The organism is Pseudomonas sp. AL03 (assembly GCF_029960815.1).
In the GTDB taxonomy this organism is placed as follows: Bacteria; Pseudomonadota; Gammaproteobacteria; order Pseudomonadales; family Pseudomonadaceae; genus Aquipseudomonas.
Map to the genome: position 1 here is coordinate 74,139 of NZ_JASBRE010000022.1, position 21,001 is coordinate 95,139.

Genomic DNA, 21,001 nt, shown 5'->3' on the forward strand with positions numbered 1-21,001 from the left:
GCGCGATTGTCCGGGATTAATGAGCAGAAGCAAAGGCTTAGCTGAGGAGTGGTTGTGTGGAATAGATTCCCGCGAAAGCTGCCCGGTGACCGCTTTGCCGGCGACATGTGTCATGAACCGCTGAAAGCGGTTTGCACCAGACCTATACCCAAGGGCTTGAGGCATTGTTGCAGATGCTGGCACCGCTGATGGGCGCGGATCAGCCCGACATCAATCGGCAAAAAGCGTTGGTGGACTATTCGCTGATGGTCGGTGCCCTGACCCTGGCCCGCGCTACCCGTGGTGACGCCTTGTCCGATGAAATTCTCGACGCGGCTCGCGCGTTTCTCACCTCGGACACGGCCGTTTAAAAGTCATTCATAAAAGTGTTGAACACTGTGGAGAGGTAAGAGCTGCCGAACCTCCTACACTGAGGTCGCAGGCCACAAGCCTGTGACCTTTGGTGATTGCCAAACCGTTGCGCAATCAGCAATCTGAAGCGACGTTCGAGCCCCGACTTTCCGATGCCCACAGGAGTCCAGCATGCCCGCAACCGTTCTGGTACTGGTTGAAACCATCAATGATTACCTGCCGATTCTCGAACATCAGGGCTTTCACCTGATTCTGGCGCCTACGCCTGCGGAGCGCGCCGAGGCCATCACACGGCATGGCGCCCAGATCGATGCGGTGCTGACCCGTGGCCCATTGGGCCTGTATGCCGATGAAATCGCTGCCCTGCCGAATCTGAAGATCATCTGCGTGATCGGCGCCGGCTACGAACACGTCGACCTGCAAGCCGCCGCCGACCGGGGAATTACTGTCACCAATGGCGCCGGAGTCAATGCCTCTTCGGTCGCCGACCATGCCATGGCGATGCTGCTCTCGCTGGTGCGTGACATTCCCCGTTGCGACGCCGCCGTGCGCCGTGATGAGTGGCCGAAAATCATGCGCCCTTCCCTGGCCGGCAAGCGCCTGGGCATCCTGGGGCTCGGGGCGGTCGGCATGGCCATCGCCAAACGCGGCGCCAACGGCTTCGACATGACGGTCAGTTACCACAACCGCCAACATCGCCGCGACGTGCCGTACAGCTTCTGCTCGACGCCCGCCGAGCTGGCACGGGCCTCAGACTTTTTGATTATTGCCACCCCCGGTGGCCTGGGCACCAAACACCTGATCAACCGACAAGTACTCGACGCCCTGGGGCCCAACGGGTTCATCGTCAACATCGCCAGAGCCAGCGTGATCGTCACTGCAGACCTGATCAGCGCGCTTGAGCAGCGCAGAATTGCCGGGGCTGCGCTGGATGTCTTCGACGCAGAACCCCAGATACCGAATGCGCTCAAGGTGCTGGCCAATGTGATCCTCACCCCGCATGTCGCCGGCCTGTCCCCGGAAGCCACTCAAGGCACTGTGGAACTGGTAGGTCGCAACCTGGTAGCGTTTTTCTCCGGAGATCCAGTATTGACCCCGATTGCCCTGCCATCGTCGATGAGTGTGATTTGACGACCATTCAAACAGATGTATCAAAAACAATGATTGCCCGGCAACACGCTCACCTATAAGGGCTGCACGTGGTTGTGAGTGCCGGGTATGCACATTAGATTATCCAATAGTCTCTGGCCTCCAGAATAAGTAGAAGGGATAAGCATGGCGCTTACTGACCAGTCCACCCGTATCCGCACCGGCGAAGAACTCGATGCCAGCCTGATCGATCCGTACCTCAAGGCCCACTTTCCGGGCCTCAGTGGCTTACCGAAAATCAGCCAGTTTCCCGGCGGTGCGTCGAACCTCACCTACTTGCTGGAATACCCCGAACAGGAGTTCGTCCTGCGTCGGCCGCCGTTTGGGCACAAGGCCAAGTCCGCTCATGACATGGGCCGCGAATTTCGCATTCTCAATCAGCTCCGCGACGGTTTTCCGTACTGCCCCAGAGCCTACGTGCACTGCACCGATGAATCGGTGATCGGCGCCGAGTTTTATGTGATGGAACGGGTCAACGGGATTATCCTGCGCTCCGAACTGCCGCTGGAACTGGGTCTTGATTCGGTGCAAACCGAAACGCTGTGCAAAAGCTTCATCGACAAGTTTGTTGAACTGCACCGGGTCGACTACAACGCCTATGGCCTGGGCGACCTTGGCAAACCCGAAGGTTATGTCGCGCGGCAGATTAAAGGCTGGAGCGACCGTTACGAGAAAGCCCTGACCCCGGACGCGCCGAAGTGGGAGGCGGTCAAAGCCTGGCTCAACGACAAGATGCCTGCCGATCACCCGACCTCCAGCATCGTCCACAACGACTACCGCTTCGACAACGTGATCCTCGACCCGAACAACCCGATGCAAATCATCGGCGTGCTCGACTGGGAGCTAACCACCCTCGGCGACCCGCTGATGGACCTGGGCAACACCCTCGCCTACTGGATCGAAGCCGATGACCCGGCGCCGGTGCAACTGATGCGCCGCCAGCCGAGCCACGCCCCGGGCATGCTGACCCGCCGCGAGTTCGTCGATTACTACGCCGAGCGCTCAGGCATCCAGATCGACAATTTCGACTTCTACTACACCTACGGCCTCTTCCGCCTGGCCGGCATCGTGCAGCAGATCTACTACCGCTTCTTCCATGGTCAGACACAGGACAAACGCTTCGCGCAGTTCATTCACATGAACAAACTGCTGGAGCAGATGAGCCTGCAAGTCATTTCGAAATCCAGCCTCTGATCGCGGCTCTGATCGCACCCCTGGCCTCCATAACAAGGAAAAACCATGTCCAAGACTCAGTTGTTCGACCTCGACGGCAAGATCGCTTTCGTCTCCGGCGCCAGCCGCGGCATCGGTGAAGCCATCGCCAAACTGCTGGCCCAGCAAGGCGCCCACGTCATCGTCTCGAGCCGCAAACTCGACGGCTGCCAGCACGTGGCCGACGCGATCATCGCCGCCGGCGGCAAAGCCACCGCCGTCGCATGCCACATCGGTGAAATGGAGCAGATCAGCCAGGTCTTCGCCGGCATCCGCGAACAGTTCGGCCGCCTGGACATCCTGGTCAACAACGCCGCGACCAACCCGCAGTTCTGCAACGTACTGGACACCGACCTCAGCGCCTTTCAGAAAACCGTCGACGTGAACATCCGCGGCTACTTCTTCATGTCGGTGGAAGCCGGCAAGTTGATGCGCGAAAACGGCGGCGGTAGCATCATCAACGTTGCTTCGATCAACGGCATCTCGCCGGGGATTTTCCAGGGCATCTACTCGGTGACCAAGGCTGCCGTCATTAACATGACCAAAGTATTCGCCAAGGAATGCGCGCAGTTCGGTATTCGCTGCAACGCCCTGCTGCCAGGCCTGACCGACACCAAGTTTGCTTCGGCGCTGGTGAAGAACGAGGCTATTTTGAACACCGCATTGCAGCAGATTCCGCTCAAGCGCGTGGCGGATCCGAGTGAGATGGCGGGTGCGGTGTTGTACCTGGCGAGTGATGCATCGAGCTATACCACTGGCGTTTCATTGAATGTGGATGGGGGGTTCCTGTCCTGATCCGTTTTTGAATGTAAAAAAGGTAGCCTTGGGCTAATACCGATCAGTTAAGCCGTAACACGATCTGTAGCAGCTGGCGAAGCCTGCGTCCGGCTGCGTAGCAGTCGTGAAATCAGTCGACAAGTATGTTTCAGGAAGACCTCGCACTCAGGCTTTACGACTGCTACGCAGCCGGACGCAGGCTTCGCCAGCTGCTACAAAGAGCGTGTTTTGCCTGCAGTTCCTTAACTGATCGGCATTAAGCCCTGGGCTGCCTTTTTTGTTTTCAGTACAGACTAGGGAATATTTATTCTACATATTGCTCATTAGGAATATTTATTCCATTAATAGCCCCTCCTGAAAATAAAATCCAAAAGGACCCCGGCTATGCGCGAACTCGGTATCGGACTCATCGGCACAGGTTTCATGGGCCGCGCCCATGCCTTGGCGTTTCGCAACGTCAGCGCGGTTTTCGAACTACCCCTCAAGCTTAAACTCGCGGCCCTGGCCGACGCCGATCCGCAGCGTGCCCGCCACTGTGCTGATGCCTGGGGGTTCGACACCGCTCATACCGACTGGCAGCAACTGATCGATGACCCCAAGGTCAATCTGATCGCTATCACCACGCCCAATCACCTGCACTACCCCATGGCCATGGCCGCCCTCGCCGCCGGAAAACCGGTGTACTGCGAAAAACCGTTGGCGGTGAATCTGGAACAGGCCGACGCCATGCGCCTGGCGGCCAAAGCGGCGGGTGTGGTGACGCGGGTGGGTTACAACTATCAGCACAACCCGATGATCGGGCTTGCCCGGGAGCTGATTGAAAACGGCGACTTGGGCCAGATCATCAGTTTCCAGGGTGAATTCAGCGAAGACTTCATGGCCGATCCTGCATCACCCTGGTCCTGGCGTTGCGATGCCGATCATGCCGGCGGCGCATTGGCCGATCTGGGCAGTCACTTGTTGGCCATGGCCCGTTATCTGGTGGGCGATGTCGAGGCAGTCAGCGCCGACACCCAGACCGTGCACCGGCAACGTCCCGCCTCGGCTGGCAGTCCGGAACAACGCCGTATCGCCGTCGACGATCAGGTCCACGCCTTGTTGCGGTTTGCTAACGGCGCCCGGGGGACGTTCAGCAGCAGTTGGCTCAAGCACGGCTACAAAAATCACCTGAGTTTTGAAATCAGCGGCACCCAAGGGACGTTAGCGTTCGATCAGGAACGTCTGAATGAACTGCGTCTTTATCGCGCCGGGCAGGATGGCTTCCAACGCTTGCTGGCAGGGCCGAACCTGCCGGGGTATGCGGCGTTCAGCCCGGCGGCTGGGCATCAGCTCGGCTACAACGAACTCAAGACACTGGAGGTCCATGATCTGGTGATGGCGTTGGCCGGGGTCGGCCAGCGCGGAACGGACTTCGAGCAGGCGTGGGAGGTCGAACGTCTGGCGACGGCGATTCGGTTGGCAGCGCGGGAGTCGCGGTGGGTCAGGATCGAGGATGTCTGAACGAAACGCGGGGGATACCCGCCAGCAGACAGCGCCGCTGGCGGTACAACATGAGCAAATGAATGCTTACTGAGTGACGCAACGAGTGAGCGTCGTTTCCCGGGTCACCTGCCCCTCAGCCCTCATATCGCCTTGCACATCGGTGTTTTCGGTGGTCTGGCAAGTGCGTACAGGAGGTGGAGGCGGCGCGGCGGGAGGTGGCGGTGGCGGACTGGCACACCCCCCCAGAATCGCGACGCAGAGTGCAAACGACAGTGGAGCAAAAACGCGTTTCCCAAGACTGTTCATAGGCTGACCCGCGGTAAGTGATCGAGATAGTTCCGCGACCCAACACCCTCAACGCGAACACGCGGACCGGTCACAGAAAAAAACTTTCGTATACCTTGTACGACCGCCAGCCAAACCCGACAGTTCCTAGGAAATCACGGGACGATGCAACGTATTGCTCTCAAGCTCATACCGCAGCTCTTCGATCAACACTGCCACCGCCTCCGGCGTTCTAAGATTACCCACGCTCAACCCACTGACCACCAGATCCACCTGCCCCGACACCGGATGATAGAGCTTCACCGTCAGCGAGTTATCACCTGTAACACTGCAGTCACAGGCCAACGGCGAAAAACTCCGCTCCAGTTGCATACGCAATTGCGCCACGTAAATCATCCTGCAGTTCCTGTAGCTGTTTTCGAAAGGGACGCGATACCCGAAGACCTGTATCGCACCCTCACAGCCTAAGAACTGCCGCACCCGCCCAGAACATCCATTTGCACCCCTTCGAGTAGTGCATTTGCACCTAACGCTGGGCCTTGGGCCGCCACTCGCTGGAGAACAAACCGCGCTCGCGAGCCCAGACAATCGCCTCGCTGCGACTGTGCACATCGAGTTTGGAATACACCGTCGACACATGGTTACGCACGGTGTTGGGCGCGAGCTTCAGCCGCGCGGCGATTTCCTTGTCGGCCAAGCCCTCGCAGATCAGCCCCAGCACATCGCGTTCACGGGCAGTCAGGTCGGTGAAAGACACGCTAGGCAACTGCGGCGAGTTGACGTTCTTCACGTTGGCGAGCTTCTCGATGAGCGTGCGGCTGAACCAGGAGGCGTCTTTCATCACCTCTTCGATCGCCGACACCAACTCCAGCTCTGTACGTTTACGCTCGGTGATGTCCATAAACACCAGCAGGTAGCAGGGGTTGTCCTGAATGTTCACGGTGTCGGCCGAGACCGCGCAATCGATCAGCTGGGCGCCTTTCTTGCGTACCCGAACATCGACACGATCCACACTTCCGGTTTTTTCCAGGGCCGAAAAAAGTCGCGTGCGAGCGCCTGTGTCATCGATAAATTCGATCTGCGCCACAGTCTTGCCGAGCACTTCTTCACTGGGATACGCGAGCGTATCGAGGAAGGCTTCATTGACGTCCATCACCACCTGATCGCTGGCGTTACACACCAGGATCGGCACCGGGGTCAGACGAAAAGCCTTGGCAAAACGCTCCTCGCTCTGGCGCAAGGCGACTTCGGCCTTATGCCGGGGCTCGATGTCCACGAAGGAAAACAGCATGCAGGCTTCGTCGTTCAGCTCAAGGGGCTGGCCGGCGACGATCACCTGTTTGCTGCCACCGTCTGGCAACTGCAGCTGGGCCTGCATTTGCGGAATAGTCGCCCCTTCGCGCAAACGCTGCTTGGCCAGGTCTTTGTTTTCGGCCCCTTCCAGTATGTCCAGTTCATAGGTCGAACTGCCGATCACCTGATCACGGGCATGACCGGTCATCTCCAGGAAGCCCGGGTTGACTTTGATGTAGCGCAAATCGCTGAGGCGACAGATCACAGCCGGGGCCGGGTTGGCATTGAAGGTTTTTTCGAAACGCTGCTCGGCGCTGGCCCACTCTGTGACATCGTTCATGATCAGCACCAGCGACTCGGGCTCGCCCGCGCTGTCGCTCAGTATCATGCTGCGCACACTGTGGACCCGGGTGCGCTCTTCGTCGTCCGCAGGCGTCACCTCAACCAACACATCACTGAAGGTCTCGCCTCGGGCGACGCGGCTGATCGGATAATTGTCGCGCTGAACCGGATGATTATTGCGATAACGCAAGGCGAAGCGCTTGGCGTACTCCTTGGCATTCGCCCCCAGCTCGCTGAGCTCCCCGACGCCGTGCATGGCCAGCGCGGCGTCATTGGCCCAGAGGAGGGTCTGGTCGAGCTCCACCAGAATCACCCCATCGGACAGGCCGGCGATAATCTGCTGCAACTGACGACGATTGGTTTCAGTGATCAGGACGTCCTGGCTCATTGGATCTCCACGCGTGCGGCGGCGCATTCATGCGCAACCCTGTGAAGACTACGACCGCGGGGGGTTGGGATAGTGCAAAGCACGTGTAGCAGCTGCCGAACGCAGCCTTCGGCAGCTGCTACGGACGGTGTGAAACTGACGATTGGGGTTTAACTACTGCAACAGCAAAGACGCTTCCAGCCCCGCCAACTTCTCCGGGTTACGCATGATGAAAATCCGGCTCACCCGCCCTGCTTCGTCAACACCAAAGGTCATCGATGCAGTGATGACCCCGTCGGCCTTGATGATTACACCTTGAGCGCCATTGATTTCGCAGGGCAGCCATTCGCAAGTCTGCCAATAGACGTGCAACGACTGAGCAATGAAATCCAGCACGCTGGAAATGCCGGACAACGTTTCGCGGATGGCCGAGGCCTTGCCGCCACTGTCAGCGCAGAGTTCGACGTCTTCGGCGAGCATCGCGGTCAAGGACGAGGTCGAGCCGCTGGCGATGGCGCGATGGAAAGCGCTGAGCAATTGGTCCTGACGAGCCGGTTCCGGCTGAAAGCGAGTTTGTCCGCTGCCCAGGCGGGCCTTCGCCCGGGACACCAGTTTGCGGCACGCAGATTCTTGAACCCCGACCGCGTCCGCGACTTGCGCGTAATCCATGTCGAAAATTTCGTAGAGCAGATAGGCGGCGCGCTCCTTGGGGGTTAGCCGTTCCAGCAACAACAAGAACGCGGTGGACAGCGACGAGGCCAGTTCATGCTTGTGTTCGGGTGAATCCTGATGGGTGGTGTGAATCGGTTCTGGCAGCCAGGTGCCGACGTAATCAACCCGCGACTTGTGGACCGAGCGCAGCAGATCGATGCAGTGCCGGGTGCACGCCGTGGTCAGCCAGGCGGCCGGGGTGGCAATGGAAGCCCGATCGGCCTCTAGCCACTTGATGAACAGCTCTTGCACCACATCCTCGGCTTCGGCGCGCGAGCCGAGGATGCGATACGCCAGACCGAGCAAAAAGGGCCGGCGCTGCTCGAACACAGCGGCAACGTGTTCAGCGGAATTCATCGATCAGTGCCTCGACACCTGCAAACGGTTCCACAGGTTGATCATGCCAATCTCGGCCGTCAAGGCACCGATCTGGGCGTCGTTGAAATGCCCGCGCAAGTCACCGCGCAAGCGGGCGTAGTCGGTCTTTTCATCGAGTACGGTCAGGGCCTCGGTCCAGGCCAGGGCGGCACGTTCGGAGGCGCTGAAATCACTGACGTGGCGCCAGACGATCAAACGGTCCAGCCGCTCGTTGCTTTCATTGGCGTCACGGGCCTCGCGGGTGTGCATCTTCACGCAGAAACCGCATTGGTTGATCTGCGAGGCACGCAGGTGGATCAAATGCTTCAGCCTCGCTGGCAGGTCGTGATTGTCGAGGGTGACATGCACCTGAGTCAGGCTTTCGAAGACTTGAGGAATGGATTGCAGCAGGTTAATCGGTTGGGTGTTGGACGACATCGTGTTGCTCAACTGTTTAAGGGATTCAACGAGATGACGAAATAGCACTACAGTTTGTGACGCGCCGGCAGTACCTGTGATTTTTTGGTCGTAGATCCTTTTCGCGGCGGCTGCCCTAAGCTCAAGTCAAAGAGTGGTTTAATGCTGTGCTTTACCTGCCTGGAGAGTTGCCATGATGCTGGATACGCTGCATTTCACTCCTTGGTCCGCGTTGACAGGAGGTGCGTTGATCGGCTTGGCGGCCAGCGTGATGCTCGTGGCCAATGGGCGGGTCGCCGGGATTAGCGGATTACTCGGCAGTCTGCTAGCGCCGGGTGGTTCGGGACGGGGCGAAAAAGCCTTTTTCATCCTCGGACTGCTGGCGGCCCCCCTGTTGTGGGCGTTGTTTCAGGTGTGGCCGGCCATCGAATTCAAGACCGGTACCGTGGGGCTGATCATCGCCGGATTGTGTGTCGGGATCGGCACCCGTTATGGCTCTGGTTGCACCAGTGGCCACGGGGTGTGCGGTATCTCGCGGCTGTCACCACGCTCCATCGTCGCGACGTTGAGCTTCATGTTCGCGGGCTTTGTGACCGTGTTTGTCCTGCGCCATCTGTTGGGGTTTTGAACATGAAAAAACTCACGGCTTTCCTCGCCGGCCTGTTGTTCGGCATCGGCCTGCTGTTGGCCGGTATGGCCAACCCGGCCAAAGTGCTGGGGTTTCTCGATGTAACCGGTTTGTGGGACCCATCCCTGGCGCTGGTCATGATCGGGGCGATTGCCGTGGCCTGGGTGCCGTTTCACTGGGCCATGAAACAATCCACGTCGTTGCTGGGGGCGCCGATGCAGTTGCCGGTCAGTCGTGAACTGGATCGACGCTTGATCGGTGGCAGCCTACTGTTCGGGGTCGGGTGGGGCATTGCGGGCATCTGCCCCGGGCCGGCGCTGGTGCTGTTGCCGACGGGGCATTGGCAGGCGTGGGTATTTGCGATCGCCATGCTGGCGGGGATGTTGATATTCAGAGTGTTGCAAGCGCGTCGTTAAGTCGTCTCGCCAGGTCAATGTCAAGAGATCGTAGCCTTCGGCGGCGCAAGTGTTGCCGGCGGCTACGATTTTTTTGCGTTTCAAACTGCCAATTGACCGCCGGCAATCGCCGCCGACGCCGCCAGCATTGCCCGCAACAACACCGCACACCCGGCCGCCAGATCATCCGGCGCGGCGTTTTCGATTTCGTTGTGGCTGATGCCGCCTTCGCACGGCACGAAGATCATCCCGGCCGGGCCGAGTTCGGCGAGGAAGATTGCGTCGTGCCCTGCTCCGCTGACGATGTCCATGTGCGACAGGCCCAGCCCTTGGGCGGCGCCGCGCACCGCTTCGACACAGCCTTTGTCGAAGTACAGCGGCGGAAAGTCGGCGGTGGGTGTGAGTTCGAAGGACAGGCCGTGTTCCTCGCAGGTGGTTTCGATAACTTCGCGGACTTCGGCAATCATCGAATCCAGACGCGCCGGTTCCAGATGACGGAAGTCCAGGGTCATGCGCACTTCGCCGGGGATGACGTTGCGTGAGCCGGGATAGGCTTGCAGGCAACCGACGGTGCCGCAGGCGTGCGGCTGATGACCGAGGGCCGCGCGATTGACCGCACCGACGATCACCGAAGCGCCGACCAGGGCGTCCTTGCGCAGGTGCATCGGCGTCGGGCCGGCGTGGGCTTCGACGCCGCGCAGTTTCAGGTCAAACCATTTCTGGCCGAGGGCGCCCATCACCACGCCGATGGTTTTGTGCTCGTCTTCGAGGATCGGGCCTTGTTCGATATGCGCCTCGAAATAGGCGCCGACGGCATGGCCACTGACGTTGCGCTCGCCGGCATAGCCGATGGCGTTCAAGGCTTCACCGACGGTAATGCCCTCGGCATCGACCTTGGCCAGGGTTTCTTCGAGGGTGAATTTTTCCGCGAACACACCGGAGCCCATCATGCAGGGGGCGAAGCGTGAGCCTTCCTCGTTGGTCCAGACCACCACTTCCAGTGGCGCTTCGGTTTCCACGCCCAGGTCATTGAGGGTGCGCAGCACTTCGACGCCGGCCAGCACACCGAAGCAGCCGTCGAACTTGCCGCCGGTGGGTTGGGTGTCGATGTGGCTGCCGGTCATCACCGGGGGCAGGTTCGGGTTGCGGCCCGGACGACGGGCGAAGATGTTGCCGACGGCGTCGATGCTGACGGTGCAACCGGCCTCCTCGCACCAGTTGACGAAAATGTCCCGGGCCTGGCGGTCGAGGTCGGTCAGGGCCAGGCGACAGACGCCGCCCTTGACCGTGGCGCCGAGCTTGGCCAGGTCCATAAGCGACTGCCACAAGCGGTCGCGGTTGATGTGCTGATGGGTGGACTGCAGAACGTCTACGGCAGCGTTCATGATGATCTCCTCTGTTCTTCTAGTTCCCACGCGGAGCGTAGGGACGATCAAACCGCGGACTTCGCGATTGACGGGCTGGGGCGCATCGAGCACAACCCGTAATAAATCAGCCCGCCAAGCGCTGAGCCGGTAAACCAGCCATAGCTGTAGAACCAGCTGAATGCGTCACTGCCGAGCGACAGCAGCGTCAGCGCCACCGGCACACCAAACGCGATGAAACCGAACCAGTTCCATGCCGGGTAAACGTCGTCGCGGTAAAGGCCAGCCAGGTCCAGTTGCTGTTTCTTGATCAGGAAATAGTCCACCACCATGATCCCGGCGATCGGCCCCAGCAGACTCGAATAGCCCAGCAGCCAGTTGGAATACACCGTCTCCAGGCTTAAATCCGAGACGATCAATCCGAGCTTCTTCAACAGCTCATGGGCCATCAGCGCCAAGCCGACCAGGCCGGTGAGCAACACCGCTTTGGTGCGGTTGATGAACGTGGGCGCGACGTTCTGGAAATCGTTGGTCGGTGAAACGATGTTGGCCGCGGTGTTGGTCGACAGCGTGGCGATGATGATCAGCGCCATGGCCAACGCGACCCAGACCGGGCTCTGGATATGGCCGATCAGGGTGACCGGATCGGAGACGGTGACGCCCACCAGTTTTACCGAGGCCGCCGTCATCACCACGCCAAGGGAGGCAAACAAGAACATGGTCAGCGGCAAGCCGATAATCTGCCCGACGATCTGATCCTTCTGGCTTTTCGCATAGCGGCTGAAATCCGGAATGTTCAAGGACAAGGTGGCCCAGAACCCGACCATGGCGGTCAGCCCGGCGGCAAAGTAACTGACCACGCTGGCGCCTTCCGGACGTTTGGCCGGGATCGCCAGCAACTCGGTCATCGACACGTTCGGCATGGCCCACACCAACAGCCCCACGCCCACCAGCACCAACAACGGCGCCGAGAGGGTTTCGAGCCATTTGATCGAGTCCGCACCGCGAATCACCACCCACAGGTTCAAGGCCCAGAACACCATGAAGCCGATCACTTCACCGATACCGCCAAGGGCTTTCCAATCCTCGAACACCGAGCCGAGAAACAGGTGAATGGCCAGTCCGCCGAACATCGTCTGAATGCCGAACCAACCACACGCTACCAGCGCACGGATCAGGCACGGAATGTTGGAGCCGAGAATCCCGAAAGACGAACGCAGCAGCACCGGAAACGGAATGCCGTACTTGGTGCCGGGAAAGGCGTTCAGGGTCAGAGGGATCAGTACGATGATGTTGGCGAACAGAATCGCCAGCAGTGCTTCGCCGACGCTCAAGCCGAAATAGGCGGTGAGCACGCCTCCGAGGGTGTAGGTCGGCACGCAGACCGCCATGCCAATCCATAACGCGGTGATGTGCCATTTGTTCCAGGTTCGTTCGTGCACCTTGGTCGGTGCCATGTCGTGGTTGTAACGGGGACTGTCGAGGACGTCACTGCCGGCTTCGAGCTCAAACAAGCCGTCGCGCTCGGTCACTTGCGATCTGATCTGTTGCATGGCCGCTCCACTGTTCTTTTGATTATTTTTGCTCATCAAGGGCTGGCGGCATCAATAAACGTGCCGGCCACCCCGTTTGCGCATCGGGCAGTTCCATCAAAACGTTGTAACCAACTGATGTTGATCAGTTTTATTTGTATACCCGATGAGTCACCGGTGACTTGCTTGTTCACTCAGGCCGAATGCGAGGCAAGTTGTCCGAACCGTCAGGACTCAATCTGGTGCATACCACTTTTTTTCAACGTCGCGCATCAACCATAGACCATCCTCAACCGGCTGATTTCACATAAGAAATCTCGTCTATTTTTAGAACCTGTCAAGTGCGTCAAAATGGTGAGAGGCCTCACCATTTTGGTAAATTCACGATTTAAACCTTAAATATCAATACGTTAAAACAGATATAAGCTTATAAAAAATATTCTTGCTCTATCCGTAAACTCAGACTAACTTTTATTCCTGACAGCGCTGACAGGAATACGCCTGTTTGCGTCGGCTTCATATAAAACATTTAGAACCGGCACAAGTCGGTCATTGCCTGCGAGGAACTCGGAATGTCTCTGTTGATCCGTGGCGCCACCGTTATTACCCACGATGAAAGTTATCGCGCCGACGTCTATTGCGCCGACGGCGTGATCAAAGCCATCGGTGAAAATCTTGATGTTCCAGCGGGTGCCGAAGTGCTCGACGGCAGCGGCCAATACCTGATGCCCGGCGGCATCGACCCGCACACGCACATGCAGCTGCCCTTCATGGGCACGGTGGCCAGTGAGGATTTTTTCAGTGGCACGGCGGCAGGTCTGGCCGGCGGCACCACGTCGATCATCGACTTTGTGATTCCCAATCCGCAGCAATCCTTGATGGAAGCGTTTCATCAGTGGCGCGGCTGGGCCGAGAAGTCAGCGTCGGATTACGGTTTCCATGTCGCGATCACCTGGTGGAGCGAACAGGTGCGTGAGGACATGGCCGAGCTGGTCAATCATCACGGGGTCAACAGCTTCAAGCACTTCATGGCCTACAAGAACGCGATCATGGCCGCCGACGACACTTTGGTGGCGAGTTTCGAGCGCTGTCTGGAATTGGGCGCAGTGCCGACTGTGCATGCGGAGAACGGTGAGTTGGTCTATCACCTGCAACGCAAGTTGATGGCCCAGGGCATGACCGGCCCTGAAGCGCATCCGTTGTCCCGCCCTTCGCAGGTTGAAGGTGAAGCGGCCAGCCGGGCGATCCGCATCGCCGAAACGCTAGGCACGCCGTTGTACCTGGTGCATGTCTCGACCAAGGAAGCCCTCGACGAAATCACCTACGCCCGCAGCAAGGGTCAACCAGTCTACGGAGAAGTCCTGGCCGGGCATTTGCTGCTGGACGACAGCGTCTATCAACACCCGGACTGGCAGACCGCCGCCGGTTACGTGATGAGCCCGCCCTTCCGTCCTCGCGGCCATCAAGAGGCGCTTTGGCACGGCCTGCAATCGGGCAACCTGCACACCACCGCCACCGACCATTGCTGCTTCTGCGCCGAACAAAAAGCCGCCGGCCGTGACGATTTCAGCAAGATCCCCAATGGCACGGCAGGTATCGAAGACCGCATGGCGGTGCTGTGGGATGAAGGGGTGAACACCGGGCGTTTGTCGATGCAGCACTTCGTGGCGCTCACCTCCACCAACACCGCGAAGATCTTCAACCTCTACCCGCGCAAAGGGGCGATCCGCGTCGGTGCGGATGCGGACCTGGTGCTGTGGGATCCGGAAGGTACGCGGACGATTTCAGCGAAGACCCATCACCAGCAGGTCGACTTCAACATCTTCGAAGGCAAGACCGTGCGCGGTGTACCGAGCCACACCGTCAGCCAGGGCCGGGTGGTTTGGGCAGATGGTGATTTGCGGGCCGAGCGTGGCGCCGGGCGGTATGTCGAACGGCCGGCGTATCCGGCGGTGTTTGATTTGCTGAGTAAGCGGGCTGAGATGAACAAGCCTGTTGCCGTGAAACGCTGACGCCGTACACCCGATCATTCCCACGCTCCGCGTGGGAACGATCAGCCCATCAGAGGCAGTACCTCAATAACCGTGAGGCCAACACCGTGATCAAGACCCTCAACCACCTCCCGCATCCCTATGAGAATGCGGCCGCCCTCGCTGGCCATTTCACCGATCTGGCACCACCACTCAACGACCGTCAGGCCCATCTGGAAGCCTCGCGTTGCCTGTACTGCTACGACGCGCCGTGCGTGAATGCCTGTCCGAGCGAGATCGATGTTCCGTCGTTCATTCGCAATATTCATCAGGAAAACATTCAGGGCGCCGCGCAGAAAATTCTTTCGGCGAACATCCTCGGCGGCAGTTGCGCCCGGGTGTGTCCGACGGAAGTTCTATGCCAGCAAGCCTGCGTGCGCAACAACGACCATGAGTGCGCGCCGGTGCTGATCGGCCTGTTGCAGCGTTACGCCGTAGACAACGCACACTTCAGCGAACACCCCTTCCCACGTGCGGCATCTACTGGCAAGCGCATTGCCGTGGTCGGTGCCGGACCGGCCGGTTTGTCCTGCGCTCACCGCAGTGCCATGCACGGTCATGACGTGGTGATTTTCGAGGCACGGGAAAAGGCTGGCGGCCTCAACGAATACGGGATTGCCAAGTACAAACTGGTGGACGATTACGCGCAGAAGGAACTGAATTTCCTCTTGGAGATCGGTGGGATCGAGATCCGCCACGGGCAAAAACTGGGAGAGAACCTGACCTTAAGCGAACTGCATCTGCAATTCGATGCGGTGTTCCTCGGCCTCGGCTTGAATGCCAGTAAACAACTGGGGCTGGCCAACGAAGAGGCGCCGGGCCTGCTCGCCGCCACCGACTACATCCGCGAACTGCGCCAGGCTGATGACCTGACGCAACTGCCGCTGGCCGATCATTGCATCGTGCTGGGCGCCGGCAACACCGCCATCGACATGGCCGTGCAAATGGCTCGCCTCGGCGCTCGCGACGTGAATCTGGTGTACCGCCGCGGTGTCGAGGAAATGGGCGCCACCGGTCACGAACAAGACATCGCCAAGGCCAATCAGGTGCGGCTGTTGACTTGGGCGCAACCGGAAGAAGTGCTGCTCGATGATCAGGGCCACGTGCGCGGCATGCGCTTCGCCCGCACGCGGCCGGTAGACGGTCGTCTGCAAACCACCGGTGAAACTTTCGAACTGGCCGCCGACGCGATCTTCAAAGCCATCGGCCAAGCCTTCGATGCCAGCGCCCTCGCCGACCCGCTGGCCCGTGAACTCAAGCGTCAGGGTGAGCGGATTCAAGTGGACGAAAACCTGCGCACCAGCATTCCCGGCGTGTACGCCGGTGGCGACTGCACCCGTCTCGATCAGGACCTTACCGTGCAGGCCGTGCAGCATGGCAAACGGGCCGCCGAGGCCATCAACGCTCAACTCATGCTCAACGTGGAGGCTGCGTAAATGGCCGATCTCTCGATTGTCTTCGCCGGCATCAAAGCCCCCAATCCGTTCTGGCTGGCCTCCGCGCCACCGACCGACAAGGCCTACAACGTGGTCCGCGCCTTTGAGGCCGGCTGGGGTGGCGTGGTCTGGAAAACCCTGGGTGAAGACCCGGCGGCGGTCAACGTGTCGTCGCGCTACTCCGCGCTCTTCGGCGCTAATCGTGAAGTCATGGGTTTCAACAACATCGAGCTGATCACCGATCGCTCGCTGGAAATCAACCTGCGGGAAATCACTCAGGTCAAAAAGGACTGGCCGGACCGCGCGCTGATCGTGTCGCTGATGGTGCCCTGCGTCGAGGAATCGTGGAAATTCATCTTGCCGCTGGTGGAAGCCACCGGCGCCGACGGCATCGAGCTGAACTTCGGTTGCCCCCACGGCATGCCGGAGCGTGGCATGGGCGCGGCAGTCGGTCAGGTGCCGGAGTACGTCGAGCAAGTCACCCGCTGGTGCAAGACGTACTGCTCGCTGCCGGTGATCGTCAAGCTCACGCCGAACATCACCGACATTCGTGTCGCCGCCCGCGCGGCCCATCGCGGTGGCGCGGATGCGGTGTCGTTGATCAATACGATCAACTCGATCACCAGCGTCAACCTGGAGCGCATGGTCGCCAATCCCGCCGTGGGCAACCAAAGCACTCATGGTGGTTATTGCGGTTCGGCGGTGAAGCCGATTGCGCTGAACATGGTCGCCGAAATCGCTCGCGACCCACAGACGCAGGGCCTGCCGATCTCTGGCATTGGCGGCATCGGCAGCTGGCGCGACGCGGCAGAGTTCATTGCGCTGGGCAGCGGCTCGGTGCAGGTGTGCACGGCGGCGATGCTGCATGGTTTCCGGATTGTCGAGGAGATGAAGGACGGTTTATCGCGCTGGATGGACAGTCAGGGCTATGCAAGCGTGTCGGAGTTTACCGGGCGTGCGGTGGGCAATACCACGGACTGGAAGTACCTGGACATCAACTATCAGGTGATTGCGAAGATTGACCAGGAAGCGTGCATTGGTTGCGGTCGTTGCCACATCGCTTGCGAAGACACCTCGCACCAGGCGGTTGCCAGCCTGAAGCAGGCGGACGGGACGCATAAATATGAAGTGATCGATGATGAGTGCGTAGGGTGCAATCTGTGTCAGATCACGTGTCCGGTGCAGGATTGTATCGAGATGGTGCCGATGGATACGGGCAAGCCGTTTTTGGATTGGAATCATGACCCGAGGAATCCGTATCACGTCGCTCTCTAACCGATCGTTCCCACGCTCTGCGTGGGAATGCCTCAACGGACGCTCTGCGTCCGCGTTAGGGACGCGGAGCGTCCCGGGCGGCATTCCCACGCGGAGCGTGGGAATGATCGAGTCAGGGCTCCAACCCGATCCCACGCAAAATCACACTCGTCACCGTCTGCACCGCCCGCTCAAACTGCATGTCCGACAGCGGCTGATGGTCATTAAGAATATTGACCTGATGATCGAAGTCGGCGTAATGCTGGGTCGAGGCCCAGATCATGTACAGCAGGCTTGAAGGCTCCACCGGCAGAATGCGTTTGTCGTCCACCCACTGGCGAATTTTCGCTTCTTTCATCTTTGCCCAGTCGTACAGACTCACGTCCAGCTTCTCACCCAGGGTCGGTGCACCATGCATGATCTCGTTGGCCCAGACTTTGGAGCCGTAAGGCCGGCTGCGGGAGTGGTTCATTTTGGCGCGGATGTAGCTGCTGAGCACCACGCGCGGATCGTCGAACATCTCGAAGCACAGGGCGTCCTGTTTCCACACTTCCAGCAAACCCAACAGCACGGCGCTGTACAGCTCACTCTTGGTGCTGAAGTAGTAATGCAGGTTGGAGCGCGGCAGTTGCACTTCAGCGGCGATGTCGGCCATGGCGGTGCCGCCGAAACCTTTTTCGGCAAAAATCTTTTCGGCCCCCAGCAGAATTTTCTCGACGTTACTGCGACGAATCTCAATCTTGTGATTGCCCATGAGGGCTCCCTGACAACAGCGTTGGCCAAGACTAGCATCCGCTCTACATCGCGGCGACAAGGGAAAACGAAACTTCGTACACCTAGCTTCCCGCAGGTAAATTGGCGCCTTTTCGAACTTGCCTCAGAGGTATTCACGATGCTGCTCAAGAAAGCCCTGACCACCGGCGCCCTGCTCGGCTCGCTGCTCGCCGCTTCAAGGACGGCGCCCCCGTTCCGGTGAAAAGCCTCGTCACCGAAGGCAGCGACAAGAAAACCCTGATCGTCACCCCGGCTGCACCGCTGGCGGCGGGTGCCTACAAAGTCGAATGGCACGCGGTGTCGGTCGATACGCACAAAAGCGAAGGCGCCTACAGCTTCAAGGTTGACCAGTAGTTCATGACGAGCGCGATGGTGCTGTGCCGCTTTCTGCATTTCACCGTGGTGCTGATGCTGTTCGGGGCCTGGGTGTTCAGACCCAGGCCTGGCGCTGGCACCTGCTGCTCAACGCTGTGTTGGTAGCGCTGCTGATGACGCCATTGCGTTCGAACCTGCCCCTGCGGATCGTCGGTGCCTGGCTCGGCGGCTTGATGCTGTTGGTGATGATCCTGCGGCAACCGGCAGAGCATTGCGTTAAAGCGATATTGCAACGCTTTGGCGGTGTCGGTTACGCCTTGGTTGCGGGGCTGCTGATCACCGGGCTGATCAATGTTCGGGGACTCACCGGGATTGGCACTGTTCAATCGGCTGCGAATCAACCACTGCAAGCAGCGTCGGACCGCTCTGAAAAGCAGCGTCATCCTCGAAGGGTTGCTCGGGAAGGGAGCGGTGGCCGCGGTCTCACTTCTGGGCACCCTGCCGCCGATGATCACTGGCTGACACTCCCACAAAGGTCGACGCATGACAAAAATAAAACCGCAAGGAAAACGGCAGCGCCCGTCTTTTGCAGGCTCACAAAAACCCTGTGGTTGATGGGGGGTGGAATGACCCTCCGTCAATTTCAAACGATGACTCGTTGACAAGGACCGGAAAGCCTAACGATACTTCAATCAGTCGTACGACAACCTACAACGAACTCAATAACAATAACTGCTTGTGCAGGAACTTCCATGACACCCACTCCTACAGCCCGCCCCCCTTTTAATCGCCTGCTGCTGACCGGCGCCGCCGGTGGCCTTGGCAAAGTCTTGCGCGAAAGCCTGCGGCCTTACGCCAATGTCATTCGCCTGTCGGACATCGCCGACATCACCCCTGCCCTTGATGATCGAGAAGAAGTCGTCCTCTGCGACCTCGCGGACAAGCAGGCGGTCCATCAACTGGTCGAAGGCGTGGACGCGATCCTGCACTTCGGCGGCGTGTCGGTAGAACGCCCGTTCGAAGAGATCCTCGGCGCCAACATCTGCGGCGTTTTCCATATTTACGAAGCCGCTCGCCGGCATGGCGTGAAACGCATGATTTTCGCCAGCTCCAACCACGTGATTGGCTTCTACAAGCAAGACGACGTCATCGACGCCCACTCCCCTCGCCGCCCGGACAGCTACTACGGCTTGTCCAAGTCCTACGGCGAAGACATGGCCAGTTTCTACTTCGATCGCTACGGCATCGAAACCGTCAGCGTGCGTATCGGTTCCTCGTTTGCGGAACCGCAAAACCGCCGGATGATGAGCACCTGGCTGAGCTTCGGTGATCTGACCCACCTGCTCGAATGCGCGTTGTACGCCCCGAACGTCGGCCATACCGTGGTCTACGGCGTGTCCGATAACAAGAACGTCTGGTGGGACAACCGTTTCGCCACCGCCCTGGGCTACGCGGCAAAAGACAACTCCGAAGTGTTCCGCGAAAAAGTCGAAGCCCAACCGATGCCGGCCGCGGATGACCCTGCGATGGTTTACCAGGGTGGTGCGTTTGTCGCGGCTGGCCCGTTTGGCGACTGAACCTCCTCACCCCGAACAAAAACCTAAGGGAATGAGTTGCCATGAACGTTGAATTGATTGTCGATGCCCGTAACGCGGTCGGTGAAAGCCCGGTCTGGGTCCCCGAGGAAAACGCCCTGTACTGGGTCGATATTTCCGTCGGGGGCCTGCAACGCTGGAGCGCCGAAACCGGTCATGTCCACGCCTGGACAACGCCGCAAATGCTCGCCTGCATCGCACGTCACCGCGACGGTGGCTGGGTTGCCGGGATGGAGAGCGGGTTCTTCCATCTGCACCCGCACAACGACAGCAGCCTCGACAGCGCACTGCTGGCGGACGTCGATCACGCCCGCGCCGATATGCGCTTGAATGATGGGCGCTGCGATCGTCAGGGCCGCTTCTGGGCCGGCAGCATGGTGATGAACATGGGCGCCAATGCTACCGACGGCGCGCTTTACCGCTACAGCGCCGGTCAACGTGGGCCACTCGAGGCGCAACTCAACGGGTTTATCGTGCCCAACGGCCTGGGTTTCAGCCCCGACGGGCGGACGATGTACTTGTCTGACTCCCATCCCCTGGTCCAGCAGATCTGGGCCTTTGATTACGACATCGACAGCGGTACGCCGTCCAATCGCCGGCTGTTTGTCGACATGAATCAGTTCCCTGGCCGTCCCGATGGCGCAGCGGTCGATGCCGAAGGCTGCTACTGGATTTGCGCCAATGACGCCGGGCTGATTCACCGCTTCACCCCCGACGGCCGACTGGACCGTTCCCTCGCCGTACCGGTGAAAAAACCGACCATGTGCGCCTTCGGTGGCAGCCGACTGGACACGCTGTTCGTCACCTCGATCCGCCCCGGCGGCGACCACGACGAACAGTCACTGGCCGGCGGTGTGTTCGCCCTCAATCCCGGGGTGAAAGGTTTGCCGGAGCCGGTGTTCAAGGGATAAAAATCATCAGGTCCCCTGTGTAGC

The 21,001-nt window shown here is 59.6% G+C and carries 18 protein-coding genes and 3 pseudogenes; 14 read left to right on the forward strand and 7 right to left on the reverse strand.

Going from position 1 to position 21,001, the window contains the following annotated elements; genetic code table 11:
- Positions 1-93: 93 nt before the first annotated feature.
- The 5 genes and pseudogenes from QK293_RS20280 to QK293_RS20300 all read left to right on the forward strand — a co-directional run.
- A pseudogene (locus QK293_RS20280) lies at positions 94-350 on the forward strand (TetR/AcrR family transcriptional regulator); the annotation flags it as partial.
- 172 nt (positions 351-522) lie between these two features.
- The gene (locus QK293_RS20285) at positions 523-1,482 is read left to right on the forward strand and encodes a 2-hydroxyacid dehydrogenase (RefSeq protein WP_282380294.1); all 960 of its coding nucleotides are present in this window, start codon (positions 523-525) and stop codon (positions 1,480-1,482) included.
- 144 nt (positions 1,483-1,626) lie between these two features.
- Entirely contained in the window at positions 1,627-2,694 is a 1,068-nt protein-coding gene (locus QK293_RS20290) for a phosphotransferase family protein (RefSeq protein WP_282380296.1), read from the forward strand.
- A 45-nt stretch (positions 2,695-2,739) separates the two neighbouring features.
- Positions 2,740-3,507, forward strand: a complete 768-nt coding sequence (locus QK293_RS20295) for an SDR family oxidoreductase (protein WP_008149805.1) — start codon at positions 2,740-2,742, stop codon at positions 3,505-3,507.
- Between the two features lie 366 nt (positions 3,508-3,873).
- A complete protein-coding gene (locus tag QK293_RS20300; protein WP_282380302.1) occupies positions 3,874-4,989 on the forward strand; it encodes a Gfo/Idh/MocA family oxidoreductase in 1,116 nt (371 codons plus the stop codon).
- 414 nt (positions 4,990-5,403) lie between these two features.
- On the opposite strand, the gene QK293_RS20305 is transcribed toward QK293_RS20300, so the two are convergent.
- The 4 genes from QK293_RS20305 to QK293_RS20320 form a co-directional block, all read right to left on the reverse strand.
- The gene (locus QK293_RS20305; RefSeq protein WP_282380304.1) at positions 5,404-5,652 is read right to left on the reverse strand and encodes a DUF1652 domain-containing protein; all 249 of its coding nucleotides are present in this window, start codon (positions 5,650-5,652) and stop codon (positions 5,404-5,406) included.
- Positions 5,653-5,782: 130 nt separating this feature from the next.
- Positions 5,783-7,279, reverse strand: a complete 1,497-nt coding sequence (locus QK293_RS20310; RefSeq protein WP_282380306.1) for a helix-turn-helix transcriptional regulator — start codon at positions 7,277-7,279, stop codon at positions 5,783-5,785.
- 153 nt (positions 7,280-7,432) lie between these two features.
- On the reverse strand, positions 7,433-8,326 hold the full coding sequence (sigJ, locus tag QK293_RS20315; protein WP_282380308.1) for an RNA polymerase sigma factor SigJ: 894 nt from the start codon (positions 8,324-8,326) through the stop codon (positions 7,433-7,435).
- A gap of 3 nt (positions 8,327-8,329) precedes the next feature.
- On the reverse strand, positions 8,330-8,764 hold the full coding sequence (locus QK293_RS20320) for a carboxymuconolactone decarboxylase family protein (protein WP_282380310.1): 435 nt from the start codon (positions 8,762-8,764) through the stop codon (positions 8,330-8,332).
- Between the two features lie 172 nt (positions 8,765-8,936).
- Between QK293_RS20320 and QK293_RS20325 the strand changes: the two genes are divergently transcribed.
- Both QK293_RS20325 and QK293_RS20330 read left to right on the forward strand, forming a co-directional pair.
- Positions 8,937-9,371, forward strand: a complete 435-nt coding sequence (locus QK293_RS20325) for a YeeE/YedE family protein (protein ID WP_282380312.1) — start codon at positions 8,937-8,939, stop codon at positions 9,369-9,371.
- Between the two features lie 2 nt (positions 9,372-9,373).
- Entirely contained in the window at positions 9,374-9,787 is a 414-nt protein-coding gene (locus QK293_RS20330; RefSeq protein ID WP_282380314.1) for a DUF6691 family protein, read from the forward strand.
- A gap of 80 nt (positions 9,788-9,867) precedes the next feature.
- On the opposite strand, the gene QK293_RS20335 is transcribed toward QK293_RS20330, so the two are convergent.
- Together QK293_RS20335 and QK293_RS20340 are read right to left on the reverse strand one after the other, a co-directional pair.
- Positions 9,868-11,151, reverse strand: coding sequence for a Zn-dependent hydrolase (locus QK293_RS20335; protein ID WP_282380316.1), 1,284 nt, complete (start codon positions 11,149-11,151; stop codon positions 9,868-9,870).
- Between the two features lie 47 nt (positions 11,152-11,198).
- Complete coding sequence (locus QK293_RS20340) at positions 11,199-12,683, reverse strand: NCS1 family nucleobase:cation symporter-1 (protein WP_282380318.1); 1,485 nt, start codon at positions 12,681-12,683, stop codon at positions 11,199-11,201.
- A gap of 551 nt (positions 12,684-13,234) precedes the next feature.
- Here QK293_RS20340 and hydA point away from each other — a divergent pair.
- The 3 genes from hydA to preA all read left to right on the forward strand — a co-directional run bounded on the left by hydA (position 13,235) and on the right by preA (position 17,403).
- Positions 13,235-14,674, forward strand: coding sequence for a dihydropyrimidinase (hydA, locus tag QK293_RS20345; protein WP_282380320.1), 1,440 nt, complete (start codon positions 13,235-13,237; stop codon positions 14,672-14,674).
- An 86-nt stretch (positions 14,675-14,760) separates the two neighbouring features.
- Positions 14,761-16,128, forward strand: a complete 1,368-nt coding sequence (locus tag QK293_RS20350; protein WP_282380322.1) for an NAD(P)-dependent oxidoreductase — start codon at positions 14,761-14,763, stop codon at positions 16,126-16,128.
- Positions 16,129-17,403, forward strand: a complete 1,275-nt coding sequence (gene preA, locus QK293_RS20355; RefSeq protein WP_282380324.1) for an NAD-dependent dihydropyrimidine dehydrogenase subunit PreA — start codon at positions 16,129-16,131, stop codon at positions 17,401-17,403.
- Between the two features lie 112 nt (positions 17,404-17,515).
- Here preA and QK293_RS20360 read toward each other — a convergent pair whose 3' ends face one another.
- Positions 17,516-18,136 carry a TetR/AcrR family transcriptional regulator gene (locus QK293_RS20360; RefSeq protein WP_282380328.1) on the reverse strand — a complete coding sequence of 207 codons (621 nt, stop codon included), beginning with the start codon at positions 18,134-18,136 and terminating at the stop codon, positions 17,516-17,518.
- 138 nt (positions 18,137-18,274) lie between these two features.
- Here QK293_RS20360 and QK293_RS20365 point away from each other — a divergent pair.
- The 4 genes and pseudogenes from QK293_RS20365 (at position 18,275) to QK293_RS20380 (ending at position 20,977) form a co-directional block, all read left to right on the forward strand.
- A pseudogene (locus QK293_RS20365) lies at positions 18,275-18,510 on the forward strand (copper resistance protein CopC).
- Positions 18,511-18,513: 3 nt separating this feature from the next.
- Positions 18,514-18,993 (forward strand): annotated as a pseudogene (locus QK293_RS20370) (hypothetical protein).
- A gap of 230 nt (positions 18,994-19,223) precedes the next feature.
- Positions 19,224-20,048: an NAD(P)-dependent oxidoreductase gene (locus QK293_RS20375; protein WP_282380330.1), complete on the forward strand. Its 825-nt coding sequence runs from the start codon at positions 19,224-19,226 to the stop codon at positions 20,046-20,048.
- 41 nt (positions 20,049-20,089) lie between these two features.
- Positions 20,090-20,977, forward strand: coding sequence for an SMP-30/gluconolactonase/LRE family protein (locus tag QK293_RS20380; protein ID WP_282380332.1), 888 nt, complete (start codon positions 20,090-20,092; stop codon positions 20,975-20,977).
- Positions 20,978-21,001 lie beyond the last annotated feature (24 nt).